Annotated in this window: 17 protein-coding genes and 1 pseudogene; 15 read left to right on the forward strand and 3 right to left on the reverse strand. The window is 70.8% G+C overall.

Annotation, left to right across the window (positions count from 1 at the left end; translation table 11 throughout):
* Positions 1-58 precede the first annotated feature (58 nt).
* Positions 59-199: a hypothetical protein gene (locus tag KPL59_RS03880; RefSeq protein WP_226359958.1), complete on the forward strand. Its 141-nt coding sequence runs from the start codon at positions 59-61 to the stop codon at positions 197-199.
* Positions 200-205: 6 nt separating this feature from the next.
* A complete protein-coding gene (locus KPL59_RS03885) occupies positions 206-622 on the forward strand; it encodes a transposase family protein (RefSeq protein ID WP_226359959.1) in 417 nt (138 codons plus the stop codon).
* Here KPL59_RS03885 and KPL59_RS03890 read toward each other — a convergent pair.
* A complete protein-coding gene (locus KPL59_RS03890) occupies positions 619-1,842 on the reverse strand; it encodes an ISAs1 family transposase (protein ID WP_226351754.1) in 1,224 nt (407 codons plus the stop codon). The two genes, KPL59_RS03885 and KPL59_RS03890, sit on opposite strands and share 4 nt — an antisense overlap.
* 138 nt (positions 1,843-1,980) lie before the next feature.
* Here KPL59_RS03890 and KPL59_RS03895 point away from each other — a divergent pair, with 138 nt between their 5' ends.
* The 3 genes from KPL59_RS03895 to KPL59_RS03905 all read left to right on the forward strand — a co-directional run bounded on the left by KPL59_RS03895 (position 1,981) and on the right by KPL59_RS03905 (position 4,248).
* Entirely contained in the window at positions 1,981-2,310 is a 330-nt protein-coding gene (locus tag KPL59_RS03895; RefSeq protein WP_226360120.1) for a transposase family protein, read from the forward strand.
* 157 nt (positions 2,311-2,467) lie between these two features.
* Positions 2,468-3,232, forward strand: a complete 765-nt coding sequence (locus KPL59_RS03900) for a transposase (RefSeq protein WP_226359944.1) — start codon at positions 2,468-2,470, stop codon at positions 3,230-3,232.
* Between the two features lie 251 nt (positions 3,233-3,483).
* The gene (locus tag KPL59_RS03905; RefSeq protein WP_226359944.1) at positions 3,484-4,248 is read left to right on the forward strand and encodes a transposase; all 765 of its coding nucleotides are present in this window, start codon (positions 3,484-3,486) and stop codon (positions 4,246-4,248) included.
* Here the strand turns inward: KPL59_RS03905 and KPL59_RS03910 are convergent.
* The gene (locus tag KPL59_RS03910; protein WP_226359960.1) at positions 4,241-4,396 is read right to left on the reverse strand and encodes a hypothetical protein; all 156 of its coding nucleotides are present in this window, start codon (positions 4,394-4,396) and stop codon (positions 4,241-4,243) included. The genes KPL59_RS03905 and KPL59_RS03910 overlap by 8 nt on opposite strands.
* A 755-nt stretch (positions 4,397-5,151) precedes the next feature.
* Between KPL59_RS03910 and KPL59_RS03915 the strand changes: the two genes are divergently transcribed.
* The 3 genes from KPL59_RS03915 to KPL59_RS03925 are packed head-to-tail and all read left to right on the forward strand — an operon-like array spanning position 5,152 to position 8,983.
* Entirely contained in the window at positions 5,152-6,606 is a 1,455-nt protein-coding gene (locus tag KPL59_RS03915; RefSeq protein ID WP_226359961.1) for an aldehyde dehydrogenase, read from the forward strand.
* Positions 6,603-7,856, forward strand: a complete 1,254-nt coding sequence (locus KPL59_RS03920) for an aminotransferase class V-fold PLP-dependent enzyme (protein WP_226359962.1) — start codon at positions 6,603-6,605, stop codon at positions 7,854-7,856. The genes KPL59_RS03915 and KPL59_RS03920 overlap by 4 nt, the downstream gene beginning before the upstream one ends.
* A complete protein-coding gene (locus tag KPL59_RS03925; RefSeq protein WP_226359963.1) occupies positions 7,853-8,983 on the forward strand; it encodes an FAD-dependent oxidoreductase in 1,131 nt (376 codons plus the stop codon). Before KPL59_RS03920 ends, KPL59_RS03925 begins: the two co-directional genes overlap by 4 nt.
* A gap of 23 nt (positions 8,984-9,006) precedes the next feature.
* Here KPL59_RS03925 and KPL59_RS03930 read toward each other — a convergent pair whose 3' ends face one another.
* Positions 9,007-9,741: a GntR family transcriptional regulator gene (locus KPL59_RS03930; RefSeq protein WP_075333077.1), complete on the reverse strand. Its 735-nt coding sequence runs from the start codon at positions 9,739-9,741 to the stop codon at positions 9,007-9,009.
* Between the two features lie 883 nt (positions 9,742-10,624).
* On the opposite strand from KPL59_RS03930, the gene KPL59_RS03935 reads away from it, so the two are divergent.
* From KPL59_RS03935 to KPL59_RS03965, 7 genes and pseudogenes are all read left to right on the forward strand, one after another.
* Complete coding sequence (locus KPL59_RS03935; protein WP_226359964.1) at positions 10,625-12,001, forward strand: histamine oxidase; 1,377 nt, start codon at positions 10,625-10,627, stop codon at positions 11,999-12,001.
* Positions 12,002-12,086: 85 nt separating this feature from the next.
* Positions 12,087-13,457: a Rieske 2Fe-2S domain-containing protein gene (locus tag KPL59_RS03940; RefSeq protein WP_075307835.1), complete on the forward strand. Its 1,371-nt coding sequence runs from the start codon at positions 12,087-12,089 to the stop codon at positions 13,455-13,457.
* A gap of 523 nt (positions 13,458-13,980) precedes the next feature.
* Positions 13,981-14,972 (forward strand): annotated as a pseudogene (locus KPL59_RS37400) (hypothetical protein).
* 17 nt (positions 14,973-14,989) lie between these two features.
* A complete protein-coding gene (locus KPL59_RS03950) occupies positions 14,990-16,585 on the forward strand; it encodes an amidohydrolase (RefSeq protein ID WP_226359965.1) in 1,596 nt (531 codons plus the stop codon).
* Between the two features lie 166 nt (positions 16,586-16,751).
* Entirely contained in the window at positions 16,752-18,401 is a 1,650-nt protein-coding gene (locus tag KPL59_RS03955; protein ID WP_226359966.1) for an ABC transporter substrate-binding protein, read from the forward strand.
* On the forward strand, positions 18,398-19,264 hold the full coding sequence (locus tag KPL59_RS03960; RefSeq protein WP_226359967.1) for an ABC transporter permease: 867 nt from the start codon (positions 18,398-18,400) through the stop codon (positions 19,262-19,264). The genes KPL59_RS03955 and KPL59_RS03960 overlap by 4 nt, the downstream gene beginning before the upstream one ends.
* Positions 19,261-20,349, forward strand: a complete 1,089-nt coding sequence (locus KPL59_RS03965) for an ABC transporter permease (RefSeq protein ID WP_226359968.1) — start codon at positions 19,261-19,263, stop codon at positions 20,347-20,349. The genes KPL59_RS03960 and KPL59_RS03965 overlap by 4 nt, the downstream gene beginning before the upstream one ends.
* Positions 20,350-20,351: the final 2 nt, after the last annotated feature.

A 20,351-nucleotide genomic window follows, 5' to 3' on the forward strand; every position in this document is an offset into this window, starting at 1 on the left:
CCGTCCATCGCGAATATTGGTTTGCCGAATCAATCCGAGATGAACGGGCTGCCGCAGTATGTACTATACCACTGGTTTCCGGCGTGATGAAATTCAGGATCTTGTCGCTATAGTGAGGCTTATTCAGGGCCGCCTGGCGGGCTACCTCGCTGCGGTCCCGACCTGGAGAAACACCGCACTTCATGATCACCCTGAATAAGCCTCAGTGTATGAGCAGGATCAGCGGGACGCGACGGAGGCACGTTTGTCTTGGCCGCCGGTTCTGGGGTTGTTCTGGTCGGTGGTGATCACGTTGGCGTATCTGCGCGGGAATCGTGTGCAGTGGGAGTTGGCGGAAACCTATGGGGTGTCGCAGTCGACGGTTAGTCGAGCGATCACGGGGGTGACACCGTTGCTGGCACAGGCGCTGCGGAGTGTCGTTCCGACGGCAGAGGAGCTTCGTGCCGATCGGCAGTACATCATCGATGGAACCTTGCTGCCCTGCTGGTCATGGGCCGCGGTGCCGGGTCTGTGGTCGGGCAAGCATCGCACCACCGGCGTCGTCGTCCAGGTCGCAGCCACCCTGGAAGGGCAGCTGTCGTGGATCTCCGACCCGACCCCAGGGCCCCGGCAAAGTCGCTAGATGATCTTGTAGGTGGTCAGTGGTCGATGGGGGTCGCGGGCGTGGTGGCGGAGTGCTGCGGCGATGTTGCTGACGCCGTGCAGGCGTAGCGCGGTGATCGCGAGGTTCCGCAACGCCGACATGACCTGCGGGGCGTGACCGGTGTGGGCGGTGGCGCGGTCTTCGTCGAAGCAGACATCACGGACCCAGTGCAGGCGATTCTCGATCGACCAGTGCCCACGGATCCAGCGGGCGAGCAGTCCTGGATCGGCGTCGGTGCTGGTCAGGCTGGTGATCGCGTAGGCGGTCTCGGTTCTCCACTTCCCGCCAGGCCGCAGTGGGCGACGCCGGCGCACCAGCTTGATCGCCTGGGATGCGTGGGGGAAGAACTCTGCGCCCAGGTCGGGACAGGGGTGCAGGCTGACCACGCTGATCGTGCGGGTCTCGACGCGGCCGTGCCCACGCCCGCGTTGACGATCAGCGACGCCGATCTGGGTCCAGGGCAGCGCCCGTACCCGTGCCAGCAGCGTGGGCTGGTTCGCTTTGATCGTCATCAGGTAGTGCCCGCCGCGGCGGTGTAGGTAGTCGGCGTGGGCTCGCTGGGTGTGCAGAGCGTCCGCGGTGACCAGTACATCGTCGAGGTCGAGGGGGTCGAGCAGCGCGGTGAACGCGGTGATCTCGCTGCCCTTCTCTGCGACCTGAACCTGGCCGAGCACGCCACCGCTGGTCTGGTCGAGCACCGACACCAGATGCGGGAGCCAGACCCTGCCGTCGGCGGCACGGACGCGGGCGCCGCGCAGGGTCTTGCCGTCCAAGGCCAGCACGCGACGCTGTTCTCGCCGGGGTGTGCCCTCCGCCGCCGGCTGGGCGCTGAGCTGGGGCAACACCCAGGACTGCAACGCCGCCTCCAGCGCCGAGGCGTCGACCCGTTGCAGGACCCGGCGGATGGTCGACTCGTGCGGAGCGACCGCGCCCACCCCGAGCACGTCCAGCACGGCGCGGCCGACGTCATGGGCGTACTCGGCGATCGCGGTGAACGACCGGGCCCCCGCCAACACCGCGCACGCCCCCAGTAGCAACACCGCGAGGACACCGTGGCGGACACCGCGTGGTTTCCGCGGGTCCGGCACTCGCGACAGGGCCTCCACCAGCGACAACCCCGCCGCCTCACCGACCGGCGCGGCTCTCCCCGCGTCAGGACCGACCTCCAGGCCTTCCAGAGCAGCAACGATCGGAGACACTGACACTGCGGACACAGGCTTCCTGACGTGAGCAAGGATTCGACACCCTCATGATCACGCCAAGCCTGTGTCCGCACCCACCCCCACCCCCCACATCACCGCAGCTCAGGACCCACCCATCACGACTTTGCCGGGGCCCTGGACCCGACCCCAGGCTCCCGACACGACCTATATTGCCTCGACCAATCCGGCGCCCTCGACCACCTCGCCACATACCCCCCGATCGGCGATAAAGGATACATCGGGCGCGGCATGCTCACCCCGTTCAAAAAACCACCCGGCCGGGAACTTCTCAACTGGCAAAAAACATTCAACAAGAGCCTCAACCACACACGCGCCACCATCGAACGAGTCATCGCCCATATCAAAACGTGGAAAGTTCTCCACACAGACTACCGGCGGCCCTACGCCACATTTAAAACGACAATCTCGGCAGTCATCGGACTCATCTTCTACACACTTACCTGACGGAGCCTGAATAAGCCTCCTGCTTGCGGCCGAACAGGGAGGCTTATTCAGGCCCCGTGAAATAACGATCTAGCCCGGCGTGTCGGGTTGGGCGACAGCCCGTCCATCGCGAATATTGGTTTGCCGAATCAATCCGAGATGAACGGGCTGCCGCAGTATGTACTATACCACTGGTTTCCGGCGTGATGAAATTCAGGATCTTGTCGCTATAGTGTATGAGCAGGATCAGCGGGACGCGACGGAGGCACGTTTGTCTTGGCCGCCGGTTCTGGGGTTGTTCTGGTCGGTGGTGATCACGTTGGCGTATCTGCGCGGGAATCGTGTGCAGTGGGAGTTGGCGGAAACCTATGGGGTGTCGCAGTCGACGGTTAGTCGAGCGATCACGGGGGTGACACCGTTGCTGGCACAGGCGCTGCGGAGTGTCGTTCCGACGGCAGAGGAGCTTCGTGCCGATCGGCAGTACATCATCGATGGAACCTTGCTGCCCTGCTGGTCATGGGCCGCGGTGCCGGGTCTGTGGTCGGGCAAGCATCGCACCACCGGCGTCGTCGTCCAGGTCGCAGCCACCCTGGAAGGGCAGCTGTCGTGGATCTCCGACCCGACCCCAGGCTCCCGACACGACCTATATTGCCTCGACCAATCCGGCGCCCTCGACCACCTCGCCACATACCCCCCGATCGGCGATAAAGGATACATCGGGCGCGGCATGCTCACCCCGTTCAAAAAACCACCCGGCCGGGAACTTCTCGACTGGCAAAAAACATTCAACAAGAGCCTCAACCACACACGCGCCACCATCGAACGAGTCATCGCCCATATCAAAACGTGGAAAGTTCTCCACACAGACTACCGGCGGCCCTACGCCACATTTAAAACGACAATCTCGGCAGTCATCGGACTCATCTTCTACACACTTACCTGACGGAGCCTGAATAAGCCTCAGGTCACCCCACTTGCCGCAGATCGGCAATGCGACCGTACCGCCGATGAGATAACCCGCGGTGACCCATCCGAACTGGTTCAGGGAACCCAGGTCGCCGACGATGCGTACCAGGAGGCTTATTCAGGCCCCGTGATATAACGATCTAGCCCGGCGTGTCGGGTTGGGCGACAGCCCGTCCATCGCGAATATTGGTTTGCCGAATCAATCCGAGATGAACGGGCTGCCGCAGTATGTACTATACCACTGGTTTCCGGCGTGATGAAATTCAGGATCTTGTCGCTATAGTGTATGAGCAGGATCAGCGGGACGCGACGGAGGCACGTTTGTCTTGGCCGCCGGTTCTGGGGTTGTTCTGGTCGGTGGTGATCACGTTGGCGTATCTGCGCGGGAATCGTGTGCAGTGGGAGTTGGCGGAAACCTATGGGGTGTCGCAGTCGACGGTTAGTCGAGCGATCACGGGGGTGACACCGTTGCTGGCACAGGCGCTGCGGAGTGTCGTTCCGACGGCAGAGGAGCTTCGTGCCGATCGGCAGTACATCATCGATGGAACCTTGCTGCCCTGCTGGTCATGGGCCGCGGTGCCGGGTCTGTGGTCGGGCAAGCATCGCACCACCGGCGTCGTCGTCCAGGTCGCAGCCACCCTGGAAGGGCAGCTGTCGTGGATCTCCGACCCGACCCCAGGATCCCGACACGACCTATATTGCCTCGACCAATCCGGCGCCCTCGACCACCTCGCCACATACCCCCCGATCGGCGATAAAGGATACATCGGGCGCGGCATGCTCACCCCGTTCAAAAAACCACCCGGCCGGGAACTTCTCGACTGGCAAAAAACATTCAACAAGAGCCTCAACCACACACGCGCCACCATCGAACGAGTCATCGCCCATATCAAAACGTGGAAAGTTCTCCACACAGACTACCGGCGGCCCTACGCCACATTTAAAACGACAATCTCGGCAGTCATCGGACTCATCTTCTACACACTTACCTGACGGAGCCTGAATAAGCCTCCAGCGCGGTGGCGACGACCTGGGCATCGAGCAATGACAGGAAGACGGCGGCCATCAGCGCCACCATGACGGTGCGCACCCGAGTGGAGGACAGCTCCGCCGTCAGCGAGCCGGAACGAGGCGTGGACACGACGACATCCCTACGAGACGGTCGACCGGCGCTCGGCTCTCAGCGCGAACGCCAGGTCAACGGTGTGGTCAGAAGTAGACGAAAAGACAGCGCGCGGTGGCGCCGGAGTGGGGTCTCGACCTCTGCGTTATCGCGCGAGTACAGCGAGACAGAGATCTGACCGAGCGTGGCTTCGCTCTCCTCAACCGCGGGTCCTTGTCGTCCGGCTCTGCCGGAGGACCCCCGGTCCTCTTCATTCGCACTTCTTGACCGATCACATCCTCACACAGGAGATCGTGCCCACCATTGAATGCCGGCGAGGACGCTAGCAGGCGAACACTTCAGCGGCAATGCGATATCAGCACGATCCGCTGTCCATGAAACGACACCACGGTCCTGCGACGCCGGCTCGGACACAGATCCTCCGAAACCGGTCACGGGCCTTCGGGCGGTCCCGTGCTCTCCGGACCCGCGCGCGTGACCCCGGCCGCATCCGCAGCGGCCGCCCGGATCGACGGGGCGACCACTCGAGCGAGGGCGAGCCAGAGCAGGTCGGCACCCCTGGTCCGGTCGAGCCCCACGCGGCACCACCGGCGACCTGCGCCGCGTCGGCCGTTCGGCCACCACCACCGCCGGATCGCACGGCCCGTGCGGCCCGTCGGCACGTCTCGTGCCGGCGTCGTTCGACCACGCGCACGGTGTGTGTGGAATCTCTTGCACATCGGATCCAAAGAATCCTAATGTTGGATCCAATCTACGTCAGGTCAGGAGAGTCCGTGCGTTCTTCGTTGCCCTCGCTCGCGCCGTCGGCCGGGCTGTACATCGACGGGGCCCGGATCCCGGCCGGCGACCGGGCCACGTTCCCGGTCGTCGACCCCGCCACCGAGGAGGTCCTGACCCACGCCGTGCAGGCCGACGACGCCGACGTGGACGCCGCCGTCGCCGCCGCGGGTACCGCGCTGCGGGACCGCCGGTGGTCCGGACTCGCCCCGCTGGAGCGGACGGCCGTACTGAACCGGGTGGCCGACCTGATCGAGCGGGATCTCGAGGACCTCGCGATCCTCGAGACCCGCGACAACGGCAAGCCGATCGAACGCTCACGGGCCGACACCGGCCAGGCGGCGCGCACGTTCCGGCACTTCGCCGGCGCCCCGAGCCGGTTGACCGGCAGCACCGTCCCGATCGACGGCGGGTCCCATCACGTCTACACGACGCTGCAGCCGGTCGGGGTGGCCGCGCTGATCCTGCCGTGGAACTTCCCGATCATGACAGCCGCGTTCAAGCTCGCCCCGGCCCTGGCCGCAGGCTGCCCGGTGGTGGTCAAGCCCGCCGAGCAGACACCGCTGACGATGCTGCGCCTGGCCGAGCTGCTGATCGAGGCGGGCGTGCCCCCTGGCGTGGCGAACGTGCTGACCGGCGACGGCCGTGTCGGCGCGGCGCTGACCGCCCACCCCGGCGTCGCGACGGTGTCGTTCACCGGCAGCACCGCCGTCGGCCGGGAGGTCGGGGGCGCCGCGGCAGGCCGGCTCCCGCACTCGACGCTGGAGCTGGGCGGCAAGAGCGCCAACATCGTCTTCGACGACGCCGACCTCGACGCCGTCGTCACCACCGCGATGCGTGCGTCCTTCGGGCACTCCGGCCAGATGTGCACCGCCGGCAGCCGACTGCTCGTGCAGCGCTCGATCCTGCCCGAGCTCACCGAACGACTGCGGGCCGCCGTCGGGCGGGTCCCGATGGGCGACGGGCTCGCCGGCGGGATCTCGGTCGGACCGCTGGTCTCGCACGAGCAGCGCAGCCAGGTACTCGGCTACATCGAGAAGGGCCGGGCGGAGGGGGCCGAGCTCGTCGTGGGCGGGGGTTGTTCGGACGGGCCCGGCTACTACGTCGAACCGACCCTGTTCACCGGCGTCACGAACAACATGGTGATCGCCCGGGAGGAGATCTTCGGCCCGGTCCTCGGCGTCCTCGCCTTCGACGACGAGGACGAGGCACTCGCCCTCGCGAACGACTCGACCTACGGGCTCGCCGCCGGTGTCTGGACCCGGGACCTCGGTCGCGCCCACCGCATCGCCGCGCGTCTCGAGGTCGGGACCGTATGGGTCAACACCTACAACGTGTTCGACCCGGCCCTGTCGTTCGGCGGGGTCAAGGACAGCGGCCTCGGCCGGGACCTCGGTGACGAGGCGCTGCTGGGCTTCGTCGAGTCCCGGGCCGTCGTGGTGGCGCTGTGAGCCCCGAGTCGATCACCGGCCCGGCCCCCCGGCCGGCCCTCGGGACGGCACCCGTGCCGGGGATCGACGTCGCCGCGGAACGGGCCCGCACCCCCGGTGTCACCGAGTCGCACCACCTCAACGCAGCCGGCGCGGCCCTGCCGACCGCTGCTGTCGTCGACGCCGTGGTCGAGCACCTCCGCCGCGAGGAGCGCGACGGAGGTTACGAGGCCGCAGCCGCGGTGGGTGAGGCGGTCGAGGCCGTCTACGACGACGTCGCCGAGCTCGTCGGTGCCCGGGCGGCGGAGATCGCGTTGTTCGACACGGCCACCACCGGCCTGCGGGTGCTGGTCGACGCGCTCGTGAGCAGCGGGACACCGCGGCTGCTCGTGAGCCGCTCGGCCTACGTGAGCCACGCCCTGCACCTCATGGCCCACGCCCGGCGCACCGGGACCGGGCTCGAGATCCTCCCCGTCGACCCCGCGACCGGTGCCGTCGACCTCGACGCCCTCGCGCTGAGCCTGCACGGTGGTGGGCCGGCGATCGTGTTCGTCGCTCACCTGCCGACGTCGTCCGGGCTGGTGGAGCCGGTCGCCGCGCTCGGCGCGCTGACCCGCCGGCACGGGGCCCGCCTGGTCGTCGACGCCACCCAGTCGGTCGGCCACCTGCCCGTCGACGTCGGCGAGATCGGCTGCGACGTACTGGTCACGACCGGGCGGAAGTTCCTGCGGGCCCCGCGGGGTACGGCCTTCGCCTGGGTGCACCCCGATGTGCTGCCCACCCTCGAACCGGGCGCCCCGGACGTGCGGGGTGCCGCGTGGACCGCGGAGCGCGAGTGGACCCTGGCCGGCACCGCACGCCGCTTCGAGACCTGGGAGCACTCGGTTGCCTGCCGGCTCGGCCTGGGGGTCGCGGTCCGTGAGACGGTCGAGCGGGGTCTCGACGTCACCACCGCACATCTGGTCGCACTCGGCGCGAGGCTGCGCGAGCAGCTGCGGTCGCGACCCGGGGTGACCGTGCGCGACCCGGCCGCGAGCACCTCCGGGATGGTGACCTTCACCGTCGACGGCGTCGAGCCCGCCGAGGTCAAGCACCGGCTCGCCGCGGCGCGGGTCCGGGTCGTGACCGTCCCGGCGAGCCACGGTCAGTGGGATCTCGGCGCACGCGAGGTTCCCGCGGTCGTGCGCGCCTCGGTGCACGTCTACAACGACGCCGACGACCTCGACGCCCTGCTGTCCGTCGTGGACACGATCACGGCGGGACACCGGTGACCCGCACCGTGCTCGACGCCGACGTCGTCGTCGCCGGGCTGGGCGTGCACGGCACCGCCGCGGCGTACGAGCTCGCCGCGCGCGGCCGGCGGGTGATCGGCTTCGACCGGTTCGGCGAGGGCCACCGGCGTGGTTCCTCGCACGGGCGGACCCGGATGATCCGCCGCGCCTACCCGAACCCGGTGTGGAACCCGCTGGTCGAGCGGGCCTACGTCGGCTGGCGGCGCTGGGAGCGGCGCACCGGCGAGACGCTGCTGCACCGCACCGGCGGGCTCTACGCCCACCCCGAGCCCGGGCAGCTGCAGGGCCCCGGTTGCGAGACCGTCTCGGACCCCGACCGGCTGCGCGAGCTCGCCCCGGGACTGTCGCTGCCGGACGGCTGGCACGCCGTCTCCGACCCGGACGCCGGTGTGCTGGAGGCCGGGGCCGCGCTGCACGCGGCCCGCGCGGCCGCCCGCACGGACGGCGCCGAACTGAGCTTCGACGAGCCCGTGCTGAGCTGGATGCCCGTCGGCTCCGGGCCGGACGCGGGCGTCGTCGTCCACACCGGACGACGCAGCGTCCGGGCCCGACGCCTGGTCGTCGCCACCGCGGGCTGGGTCCCCGATCTGGTACCCGAGCTCGGCGGACTGTTCAGCACCTGGCGGATCCTCACCGTCACACTGCGTCCGGGGCACCCCGCCGCCGTTCCCCCGTCGCTCCCCGCGTTCTCGGTGCACCGGCCACAGGGGCTGATGTTCGGGCTGCCCGACGTGGCGGGCAGCGGCTACAAGGCCGGCACCGACACCGAACGGATCTGGGGCCCCGAGCGTCCCGTCGACCCGGCGGCCGCGGACGAGGTCGCCGCGCTGTGCACCCTGATGTCCCGGCACGTACCGGAGGTGCCCGCCCACCCGTCCACCGACGTCGCCGAGGCGAGGGCATGCCTCTACACGATGACGACGGACCGCCGCTTCGTCATCGGGAGGCTCCCGGCGACGCCGCAGGTGGTGGTCACCGCGGCCTGCTCCGGCCACGGGTTCAAGTTCGGGCCCGCCGTGGGCGAGGCGGCCGCCGACCTGTGCGACGGGATCGACCGTCCCGACCTCGACTTCGTCGGCGTCACCCGACGACTGACCGCAGCATGACCGCGACGGTCGGCGGATCCGTCTCAGCCGACGAACACCGTGGCGGAGCGCTGCTCGTACCAGCGGGCCAGCGCGTCACCGGCCGCGATGACGTGCGCCCGCATCTCGGCGGCCGCGGCGTCGGCATCTCCGGCGCGGAGCGCGGCGATGATCCGCTCGTGCTCGGCGAAGTTCTCGTCGCGGTGCCGGCTGTCGTTGACGATCAGCTGCGAGGACACGTTGCGCGGGAACGCGCCGTTGATGTCCTCGATGGAGCGGGTGAGCCGGGCGTTGCCCGCGACCTCGGAGATCAGGGTGTGGAAGGCATCGTTGGCCGCCCGGTGCACCGGTGTGCGGCCCTCGCCCTGGGCGGCGGACTGCTCGTACATCTCCCGGTTGTCGCTCTCCAGCTCGTCGAGCTGCTCGCGGGTGATCCGGGCGACCGCGCGGCGGGCGGCGAGCGCCTCGAGCTCGGCGCGCACCTCGTAGGCCTCCCGGACCTCCCACGGCGCGGGCACCCGCACGACCGCGCCGCGGTGCGGGTGCACCGCGATCAGCCCGCCGTTCTGCAGCTGGCGGATCGCCTCACGGATCGGGGTGCGGCTGACGCCGAACAGGGTGGCGAGCTCGGCCTGACGCAGCTGGCCGCCGATCGGGATGTCCCCACCCATGATCATGTCCCGGATGCGGGCGGCGAGATCGTCGACCAGCGTGGCACCCGGCGCTCCCTGCGCGGCCCCACCCTCGGTCCCGTCGGTCTCCGGTGTACGCCGGACCATGCCCGTCCCCCCGTCCTCAGCGCCGTCGCGTGGCGGCGATACCGCGCCGGTGGACCCGAAATGATAGCTGACGGGTGCGTGCTCACCCGGGATGGATCCCAACCCGTGGGTCGTGGATCAGTTCCGCAGGCGGCCGTCCGCCGTCGTCGTCGAGCCACAGCCGTCACTTTCGGATCCACTTTAGTCCGTCATGGATACCAACCGTCGACCCGTGGTCGCTCCGGACTCGTCCGGGCACCCGGTGGAGGAGGACCGACCCGATGAGCGTGATCGAGGGCGTGGCCGCGTCCGGACCGGAACGGACACCGGGAGCCGGGAGTGGCCCGCGGTTCGGCCGGCAGACCCCACCGTCCCCGGCCGAACGGCACTGGACCGAGCCCCTCGCCGAGTCGGAGATCGCCGAGATCGTCGACCTGGTGAAGGCCGACCCGCGGATCGGCGAGCACCCCCGGTTCTGGGGGGTGTCGGTCGACGAGCACCGTGCCCGGGACCTGCCGGCGGGCGTCGGTCGGCCGGTCCGGTCGATCGTCATGAACCCCGACGCGCACGCCGCATGGGAGGTCACCGGCTGGACGTCGGGGACCGACCGGCCGGCGACGTTGCAGACCTGGACCCCGGTGGACGCCCGCCGGCCCGGGATCTCCAGCGAGGAGGCCCGGATGATGGCCCAGGCCTGCCGTGACGATCCCGGGATGCGCGCGGCACTGGCCCGCCGCGGGATCACCGACCCGTCGCTGGTCTGGGTCGACCCGGAGTCGATCACCGGCTTCGAGCCCCCGGAGTTCGCCGGGCGGCGGCTGTCCTGGGGGCGGTCTGGCACCGCGAGCACCCCGACGACAACGGCTACGCGCGCCCGGTCCCCGGCCTGGTCCCGATCGTCGACATGGAGACCTTCGAGGTCCTGCGGATCGAGGACCACGACTCCGGCCCGCCCACCGCCGAGGCCGGGAACTACCGATCCGGTGCCTGGGGCCCGGACCGTGTCGTCGCCCCGCTGGAGATCGTCCAGCCCGACGGGCCGGGCTTCACCGTCGACGGGCACCTGGTGCGCTGGCAGAACTGGTCGTTCCGGGTGGGCTTCACCCACCGCGAGGGCATGGTGCTGCACGACGTGCGCTACCTCGACGGCGACCGCGAGCGCACGGTGCTGCGCCGGGCCGCGGTCAACGAGATGTACGTGCCCTACCTCGACCCGGACCCGACGGCGTACCGGAAGAACTTCTTCGACTGGGGCGAGTACGGCGCGGGCCCGCTCACGGCATCGCTGGCGCTGGGCTGCGACTGCCTCGGCGAGATCCGCTACCTCGACGCCGCCGTGCTGGGCGGGCACGGCGAGCCGCGGACCGTCCGGAACGCGGTGTGCCTGCACGAGGAGGACGCCTCGATCCTCTGGAAGCACGTCAACACCCGCACCGGCCACGCCGAGGTGCGCCGGAGCCGGAAGATGGTCGTCTCCTCCTTCGCCACCGTCGCCAACTACGACTACGGCTTCTACTGGTCGTTCCACCAGGACGGCACGATCGACCTGGAGATCAAGCTGACCGGCATCATGTCGGTCACCGGGCTCGGACCGGACGGGGCCGCCCGGCACGGTCGCCGGGTCGGCGCCGACGTGCAGGCGTCGAACCACCAGCACTACTTCGGGCTGCGTCTGGACACCGCGGTCGACGGGCCCCGGAACCGGCTCAGCGAGATCCACGCCGAGGTCGAGCCCGACCCGGAGCTCGACCCGTACGGCAACGCCTGCCGGATGGTCCGCACGCCGATCACCAGCGAGGCGGCCGGCGCCCGGAGCGCCGACCCGTCTCGCGCGGTGCATTGGCTGGTCGAGAGCACCGAACGGACGAACCGCTTCGGCGACCCCACCGGCTACCGGCTGGTGCTCCCGAACACGACCCGGCTGTTCGCCCGGCCCGGCAGCGTCGTGGAGCGCAAGGCGCCGTTCGTGTCCCGGGCGCTCTGGGCCAGTGCCTACGCCCCCGACGAGCGCTTCATCGCCGGTGAGTACCCGAACCAGGGCCCGCTGGGCGAGGACGGCGTGCACGTGTGGCAGCGGGCCGACCGCCCGCTCGACGACGCCGAGCTGGTGCTCTGGCCGGTCGTCGGCGTGCACCACGACCCGCGTCCCGAGGAGTGGCCGGTCATGGCCGTGCACCGGATCGGGATGCGGATGGAGCCCGACGGGTTCTTCGACCGCAACCCCTCGCTCGACCTGCCGGCCCCGGCCCCCGCCCGGTCCGACGACGGGTGCTGCCACTGATGGCCGCCCTGCGCGGGCGGCCCGGCGCGCGATCCGCGGCCGGAACTCGACCTGTGAACCGATCCCGACGCGAGAGAGGCCCGTCGTGCTGAAGCGCGAGGACAACGAGAAGCTGACCCGCACCGGCCCGGACGCCCCGCTCGGCAGGCTGATGCGCTCCTACTGGCAGCCCGCCGCGCTGGTCTCCGAGATGCCGGAGGACCGGCCGGTCAAGGCCGTCCGGCTGATGAGCGAGGACCTCGTGCTGTTCCGGCGCGACGACGGCGGCTGGGGCCTGATCAGCCGGTTCTGCGCGCACCGCGGCGTCGACCTGTCCTACGGCAGGCTCGAGGACGGCGGCTTGCGCTGCCTCTACCACGGCTGGCTCTACGGGCCGGACGGCCGCTGCCGGGAGCAGCCGGCCGAGCCGCCGTCGAGCACCTTCGCCGACAAGATCCGGATCCGCAGCTACCCCTGCGAGGAGCGCAACGGCATCGTCTTCGCCTACCTCGGCGCGGGCGATCCGCCGCCGTTCCCGGCGTTCGACTGCTTCACCGCGCCACAGGCCTACACCTTCGCCTTCAAGGGGCTCTGGGAGTGCAACTGGCTGCAGGGCGTCGAGGGCGGGATCGATCCGAGCCACGTCTCGTTCCTGCACCGCTTCGTGGGTGAAGACCCGCGTGAGGTCTACGGCCGGCAGTTCAGCGAGGAGGTCGCAGGAACCGGGCAGAAGCTGTCCAAGCTGGTCGGTGACCACGTCCGCCCGGACATCGAGGTCGAGCGGGCCGAGCACGGGCTGCGGGTGTTCGCGATCCGTGAGCTCGACGGGGAGCGCACACACGTCCGGATCACGAACCTGATGTTCCCGAACGCGTTCGTGGTGCCGTTCGGCAACGACAAGGTCTTCGCGCAGTGGCACGTGCCGATCGACGACGAGAACCACTACTGGTACATGGTCCTCTACGACTTCGCCGAGCGGACCGACGCCGAGACCCTGCTCGCGCAGCGGCTGGCCGAGGTGACCCTCCCGGACTACCGGCCGATCCGGAACCGCGGCAACGACTGGGGCTTCGACGCGACCGAACAGAGCGAGCTGACCTACACCGGGATGGGTCTGGACATCAACGTCCACGACCAGTGGGCGGTCGAGAGCATGGGCCGGGTCCAGGATCGGACCGTCGAGCGGCTCGGGGTCTCCGACCGGGCGGTCACCGCGAACCGGCGGCTGCTGCTGAAGTCGCTGGAGGCCTTCGAGGCGGGTTCCCCGCTGCCGGCCCAGCCCCTGGACGCCGACGGCGCCGCGCGGCTGGTGGGTCCGGTCGCCGTCGACATGGTCGGCCCGACCACGGGGTGGCAGGGGCAGTGGGCCGCCCACGACGCCCGTCGCCGTGCCGAGTCCCCGTGGGCGACACCGCTCGGTTCCCCCGCACTGTCCGACGACACGGCGGCCGGAGCGGGGGCGACCGCCGATGCGTAGCGTCGACGAGCGGCCGGTGGCCGAGGGCGGCGGCGGGCACTCCGCCCGCCCGATGCTCGACGCCGACCGCGGCGGCTTCGTCGAACGGCACGGACTGTGGTCCGAGCAGCAGTACGCCGCCGCGGCGCAGCTGCGCCGGGTGGTCGACGAGCTCGGCATCGAGCTGGTCCGGGTCTGCTTCGTCGACCAGCACGGGGTGCTGCGCGGCAAGTCGATCACCAGTACCGCACTGCCGGGCGTCCTGCGCTCCGGACTGACCGCGCCGTCGTCGCTGCTGCTGAAGGACCCGTCCGGGCGCTCGACGTTCGCGGTGTTCGACGGGCTGCGGCTGGACGGCCACCGCGGCTTCTCCGGCGCTGGTGACGTGGTGCTCGTCCCCGACCCGGCCACCTTCCGGGTGCTGCCGTGGGAGAACCGGACCGGGCTGCTGCTCGCCGATCTGCACTACCCCGACGGCGGGGTGGTCCCGTTCTGCACGCGGGGTCTGCTGCGTCGGCAGCTGGGCGCGCTGGCCGGGCGCGGCATGAGCCTGACCGTCGGCCCGGAGCTGGAGTTCCACGTGTTCGCCCGTGCGGACCCGGCGATGGACCCCGCGCAGGTCGGCCGGCCCGGCGCGCCGGGCACCGCTCCCGCGGTCCGGCCGCTCACCCCCGGCTCCCAGCTGCTCGACATCGGTGGCCTGGACCGCTGCGACGAACTGGTCACCGGGATCCACCGGACACTGACCCGGCTGGACCTGCCGCTGCGCTCGATCGAACTCGAGTTCGGGCCCAGCCAGTTCGAGATCACCCTGGAGGCGGGCGAGGCGGCGGTGGTCGCCGACCAGGTCGTGCTGGCCCGTACGGCGATCAAGCAGCTGTGTGCACGGATGGGCCTGCACGCCACGTTCATGTCCCGGCCGCAGGGGGCCGAGACCGCCTCCACCGGCTGGCACCTGCACCAGTCGCTGTGCGATCTCGACACCGGCGCCCCGGTGTTCCCCGGGGCGGGGACCGACTCGGTCCTCTCACCGCTCGGCAGGTCCTACCTCGCCGGCCTGCTGGAGCACGCGGTCGCCGCGGCGGTCTTCGGCACACCCACCGTCAACGGGTACAAGCGCTACCAGCCGCACTCGCTGGCCCCGGACCGCGTGCTGTGGGGGCCGACAACAAGGGGGCGATGGTGCGGGTGGTCGGTTCGGCCGGCGACCCGGCCGCCCGGCTGGAGAACCGTTCGGGGGAACCCGGCGCGAACCCCTACCTCTACATCCTCTCCCAGCTGGTGTGCGGTCTCGACGGGATCGACCGCGGGCTCTCGCCCGGGGAGCCGTCGGACTCGCCCTACCGCGACGAGGCGCCGCGGCTGCCGCGCACCCTGGGCGCCGCGGTCGACGCGCTCGACGCCAGTGCCCTGTTCCGGCGCGAGCTCGGTGACGTCGTCGTCGACTGGTACGTCCACCTCAAGCGGGCGGAGTTCGAGCGCTACCTGGCCGACGTGTCGGCCTGGGAGCAGCGCGAGTACTTCGACCTGCTGTGACCAGCCCGATGAACGACATGGGTGCACTGCTGGTCGTCGGTGACGTCCGCACCATGGACCCGGCCCGCCCACGGGCCGGCGCGGTGGGGATCCGGGGCGACCGGATCGTCGCGCTCGGGTCGGTCGACGAGGTACGGCGCGAGCTGCGCCGGGGGCGCGTCGTCGAGCACGACGCCGGCGGGTTCGTCGTGCCCGGGTTCGTCGACAGTCATGTGCACGTGCTGTGGGCCGGACGGGCGCAGGAGCGGGTCGGCCTCGACGATGCGACGAGCATCGCCGAGATCGGGCACCGCCTTCTCGCGCACGACGCCCGCCACCCCGGTACGGGCTGGATCGAGGCCGAGGCCGGTTTCGACCCCGGGGACCTGGCCGAGGGCCGGCTGCCCACCGCCACCGACCTCGACGCCGCCGTGCCGCACCGTCCGGTCCTCCTCGACCGCAAGGGGCACGACGCGATCGTCAACACCGCGGGTCTGCAGGCTGCCGGGATCGATGCCACCACCCCCGACCCGCCGGGCGGGCGGATCGAGCACACCCGCGACGGCCGGCCGACCGGCCTGCTCGTCGAGCATCCGGCCGCCGATCTCGCACGCGCCGCGATCGGCGAGCCGGACGACGCGCGTCGCGCGGGTTGGATCGAGACCGGCACCCGTCTGCTGCGCGGGCACGGGTTCACCGGCGTGATGGACCCGGCCGTCGGCCCCGCCGAGCTCGCCGCCTACGCGGCCGCGGCACGTTCCGGGCGCCTCGCCACGCGGGTGGTGGTGATGCCGCTGGGCGACGACCACCTCGACGACGCCGCGCTGCAGGCCGCCGTACGACGGTCCGGGGTCGCCGGCGCCGATCCCGGCCGGCTGCGGGTGGGCCCCACCAAGCTGTTCCTCGACGGCGGCGGATCCCTCGGCACGGCCTGGCGGTCGACCCCGTGGCCGGGCACCGACGGCTACACCGGCAACCGGACGCTGAGCATCGAGGCGCTGCGGACACACTGCCGGAGCGCCGCGGCAGCCGGGCGGGGGGTCGGGATCCACGCCGTCGGCGACGCCGCCGTCGACCTCGTGCTCGACATGCTGGGGGAGGTCGACCGGCGGACACCGGTGGCCGGCCTGGGCTTCCACCTCATCCACGCCTACCTCGAACCGAGCGCACGGGCGATGCGGCGCACCGCATCGCTGGGGGTGGCCCTCTCGGCCCACCCTGCTCTCTGGTGGAACGCCGGGGCGTCCGTCGTGGACCGGCTCGGCGAGGCGGTGGCCGCCCGGTCGAACCCGCTCCGTTCCTGGATCGACGCCGGGGTGCTCGTCGGAGGCGGCTCGGACGGGCCCGGGCCACCGCTGTCGGCGCTGCACGGCATGTGGCAGGCGCGCACCCGGAGGATCCGCGGATCCGAGCACCCGGTCGGCCCCGGCGAGGCCATCACCGCCGAGGAGGCGCTGGCCCTGTTCACCACCCGGGCCGCGGCGGTCGCCGGCCTCGACGGGCTCGGCCGGCTACGGGTGGGCGGACCGGCCGATCTCGCCGTGACCGACGTCGACCCACTGGGGCCCGCCGGCCCGCTGCCCGGGGGACGCGTCCTGGCCACGGTCACAGCAGGTGCGCTCCACGTTCCGTGACACCGCATGCGCGCGCTGCACCGCACGTGGTGCACGCCATGCCCTCCGCCTACCCGTTCATGACGACGTAAAGGAACGGAAACAGATCCCGACCTAGACTTCGGTCGGGATACCACTCACAGCATTTTGGATCCATACCACCGACACGTCCTCCGAGGAGATCGCGATGCCGCCCACCACCCCGACCGATCGACGGCAGCTGTCGCGCCGCAGCCTCTTCCGCGGTGCGGGCGCGCTCGGTCTCGGCGTCGGCCTGACGAGCCTGCTGAACGCCTGTGGCGTGGCCTCCCCGGGAGGGGGCGGCGGGGGCACGGCGGGAGGCACGCTCACCGTGGGCACCGACGCGACCAGCGGGGTGTTCGACCCGGCGTTCTACACCACCCTCGGCGACTGGATGGTCGTCGACTCGGTCTGCCGCGGACTGACCTTCTGCGACTTCACCGATCCCGAGCCACGACCGGACCTGGCCGAGAGCTGGACCGTCTCCGAGGACGGGCTGACCTACGAGTTCGCGCTGCGGCAGGGGGTGACCTTCCACGACGGGACGACCCTCACCTCCGCCGACGTGCTGGCCAGCCTGAACCGTCAGCTGAACGCGGACGACCCGACCCTGCCCGACGGCGCCTCTCGCCCGTTCCAGAGCCTGGGCCGCAACCTCGTCTCCCTCGACGCACCGGACGAGCGGACCGTACGCATCGTCCTACAGGGCCCGGACGGCACGCTGCTCGCCCGGCTGTCCGACATCGGGGCGCGCGTGATCTCGAAGGCGGCTCTCGACCAGCACGGCGCCGACATCGGCAAGCACCTGGTCGGCACCGGCCCCTTCCGCCTCACCGCCGCGACCGCCGGGCAGTCGGTCACCCTCGAGGCCTTCGACGGCTTCACCGGCGGGCGGCCGCCGGTCGACCGGGTGGTCATGCAGCAGGTCCAGGACTCCTCCACGATGATCGGCTCACTGATCAGCGGAGCCGTCTCGGTCACCCAGTTCACCCCGTACTCCGCGGTCGGGCAGCTGCGGGCGAACGACGCGGTGACCGTGCACGACACGCCCTACTGCTACGACGCGATGCTGCTGATGGACGTCCGCCGACCGGCACTGGCCGAGCTCGGGGTGCGTCGGGCGATCAACCTCGCGATCGACCGGCAGGCCATCCTGGACCAGGCCTTCTTCGGAGTGGGCACCCTGCCGGCGGGGTATGCGGTACCGCCGTCGATGCCGGGCCACGACCCGTCGCTGGCGGACCTGAGCCGGACCGACGTCGCCGAGGCCCGCCGGCTGATCGAGGCGGCCGGTGCGGTCGGCCGCGAGGTACGACTGATGGCGGCCAGCGACACCTGGCACCCGCGGGCCGCCCAGGTGATCGCCCGAAACCTCACCGACATCGGCCTGACGGTGGTCTCCGACTCCGTCGACCCGGCCGCGTTCTTCAGCCGCGTCATGGACACCGACGACCCGTACCACGAGATCATCGTGTGGGAGCGCAACTCCTACGTCCCCGACCCGGACAACACGGTCGGGAACATGGCCGTCCCGCGGGGCGTGTACGGATCGAGCGCCACCGGTTTCGACACCCTGCCCGGCACCGCGCGATTCACCGAGGACACCGTCGCCGCCCGGAACATGCCGATCGGGCCGGAACGCACCGCCGCCTACTCGGCGATCCAGCGCCGCTGGGCGGAGGACTTCATGGTGCTCTCGATGCTGGTGCACTCCACGAACCTGGTGGTCACCGGCGCGAGCGTGAGCGGTGTCAACGTCAACGCCCTCAGCACCCACCGCTGCTTCCTCGAGGACGCAAGCGTGAGCGGCGCATGACCGCGCCGGCCGTCGGCGGCACGGGCACCGTGCGGCGCGGGGCACGGCGCCGGTTCGCCCGCACACCGGTCGCAGTCGTGTCCTGGGCACTGGTCCTGGCCTATGTACTGCTCGCGGTGGCCGGTCCGCTGCTGGTGACCGGTGACCCGCTGCGCCAGTCGCCGTCGGCGTTGCTGCCGATGGGGTCGCCGGGGCACCTGCTCGGGACCGACGACCTCGGCCGCGATCAGCTGGTACGGCTGGTGCACGGTGCGCAGCCGCTGCTCATGGTGGCCCTCGCCGCGACCGCGCTGGCGACCGTCGTCGGTGTCGCGATCGGGCTCGCCGCCGGCTACCTCGAGGGCCGGGCCGAGCAGCTGCTGATGCGGCTGACCGACGTCGCGCTGGCGTTCCCGTCCGTCCTGCTGATCATCCTGCTGGTCGCCGCGGCGGGGCCCGGCACGTCCAGCCTGGTCGTCGGTGTCGGCATCGCGCTGGCCCCCGGGATCGCCCGGCTGATGCGGGCGCTCGCAGCGCGCGAGTCTGCGCGCGACCACGTGCTCGCCTCCCGGATGGCCGGGACGGGCGGGCTGCGGATCGCACTCACCGAGGTGCTTCCCGGCACCGTCGGACCGCTGCTGGTCCAGGTGCTCACCACGCTGTCGGTGGCCGCCGGGTTCGCGGCCGGCATGTCCTATCTCGGGCTCGGTATCCAGCCCCCCACCCCGGACTGGGGCTACATGGTCCAGTCCGGTCAGGAGTTCCTCTACACCGCGCCGTCGCTGGTCGTGCTGCCTGCGCTGGCCACCCTGGTGTTCGTGGTCGCCTGCAACTTCGTCGGCGACGACGTCCGCGACGCGCTCGACCGGAAGGGGACACCGTGAGCGCCCCGACCACGACGACGACCCGACGGGCGCGCCCCGCCGTCCGGCCGGGAGGCTCCGGGCTGACCCGGCTGATCGTGCGCAGGCTGCTCGCCGTACCGGTGGTGCTGCTCGTCCTGGCCACCCTGGTCTTCCTGGCGATGCGGCTCATCCCCGGCTCGGCGGCCACCGCGCTCGGCGGCGCCGGCGACGGGCTGTCCTCGGAGCAGATCGCGCAGAACCAGCAACGGATCGCCGAGTCACTCGGGCTGGACCGGCCGCTCCTGGCCCAGTACCTGACCTACCTCGGCGACCTGGCCCGGCTCGACCTGGGCAGCTCGTTCTTCGGCGGGAACGACGTGCTCGGCCTGCTCGGCGCCGCGCTCCCGGCCACGCTCGAACTCACCGTCGCGGCGATGGGCATCGCCGTCCTGATCGGCGGGGTCACCGGCCTGGTCGCCGCGGTGTACCGCGGGACCTGGATCGACACCCTGATCCGGGCGGTCGGCACGGTCAGCTTCTCGTTGCCCTGGTTCGCCCTCGGCGTGCTGTCCGTCGTGGTGTTCGGGGTGTGGCTGGGCTGGCTCCCGGTCCTGGGCCGGCTGCCGAACTCGCTGGGCTACGAGCCGACGACCAACATCGTGCTGCTCGACGCGATCCTCCAGAACCGCCCGGACCTCGTCCTGCCCTGGATCGCCCATCTGATCCTGCCGGCCACCACGCTCGCCCTCTCGATGGCCGGCTTCATCACCCGCATCGTCCGGGCGTCGGTCCTGGAGGTGCGCGGCGAGGACTTCGTGCGCACCGCCCGGATGAAGGGCATGACCGAGAACGCGATCCTGCTCCGGCACGTACTGCGCAACTCGGCGCTGCCCATCGTCACCGTGCTCGGGCTGCAGTTCGGCTCGCTGCTGGGCGGCGCGGTCATCACCGAGACGGTCTTCGCCTATCCCGGTGTCGGCGGCATGGTCGTCGCCGGGGTGCTGCAGCGCGACTACCCCGTGGTGCAGGGCGCCGCGCTGGCCATCGCCCTGCTCTACACGCTGGTCAACCTCGCCGTCGATCTCTTCTACCTGGTTCTCGACCCACGTCTGCGGAAGGGATGAGT

Source organism: Pseudonocardia sp. ICBG1142 (assembly GCF_020496255.1).
In the GTDB taxonomy this organism is placed as follows: domain Bacteria; phylum Actinomycetota; class Actinomycetes; order Mycobacteriales; family Pseudonocardiaceae; genus Pseudonocardia.